Annotated in this window: 1 protein-coding gene; it reads left to right on the top strand. The window is 59.9% G+C overall.

Annotated elements, in window-relative coordinates:
• The coding region (locus A3728_RS19820; protein ID WP_330220292.1) for a hydroxyacylglutathione hydrolase C-terminal domain-containing protein at positions 1-263 on the top strand (263 nt) is incomplete at its 5' end.
• Positions 264-272: the final 9 nt, after the last annotated feature.

Here is a 272-nt window from a genome sequence, read left to right as displayed (position 1 = left end):
CGGGCCATGAATATACCGCCAGCAACGCGCGCTTCGCATTGACGGTTGATCCGGAGAATTCCGATCTTATATCCCGTATCAAGGACGTCGAAGCAGCCCGCGATGCGGGGCGCCCGACCGTTCCCTCCACATTGTCTCTCGAACAGAAGACCAATCCCTTCCTGCGCCCGGACGATCCGTCCTTGCGCGCACATCTTGGGATGCAAACCGCCAGCGACGCCGAGGTGTTCGCCAAAATTCGCAAGCGCAAGGACCAGTTCTGACGCGCGATC

This window comes from Sulfitobacter sp. HI0040 (assembly GCF_001634885.1).
In the GTDB taxonomy this organism is placed as follows: domain Bacteria; phylum Pseudomonadota; class Alphaproteobacteria; order Rhodobacterales; family Rhodobacteraceae; genus Sulfitobacter.
The sequence above is the reverse complement of the archived record's forward strand: the minus strand, read 5'-3'. Positions and strand labels throughout refer to the sequence as shown.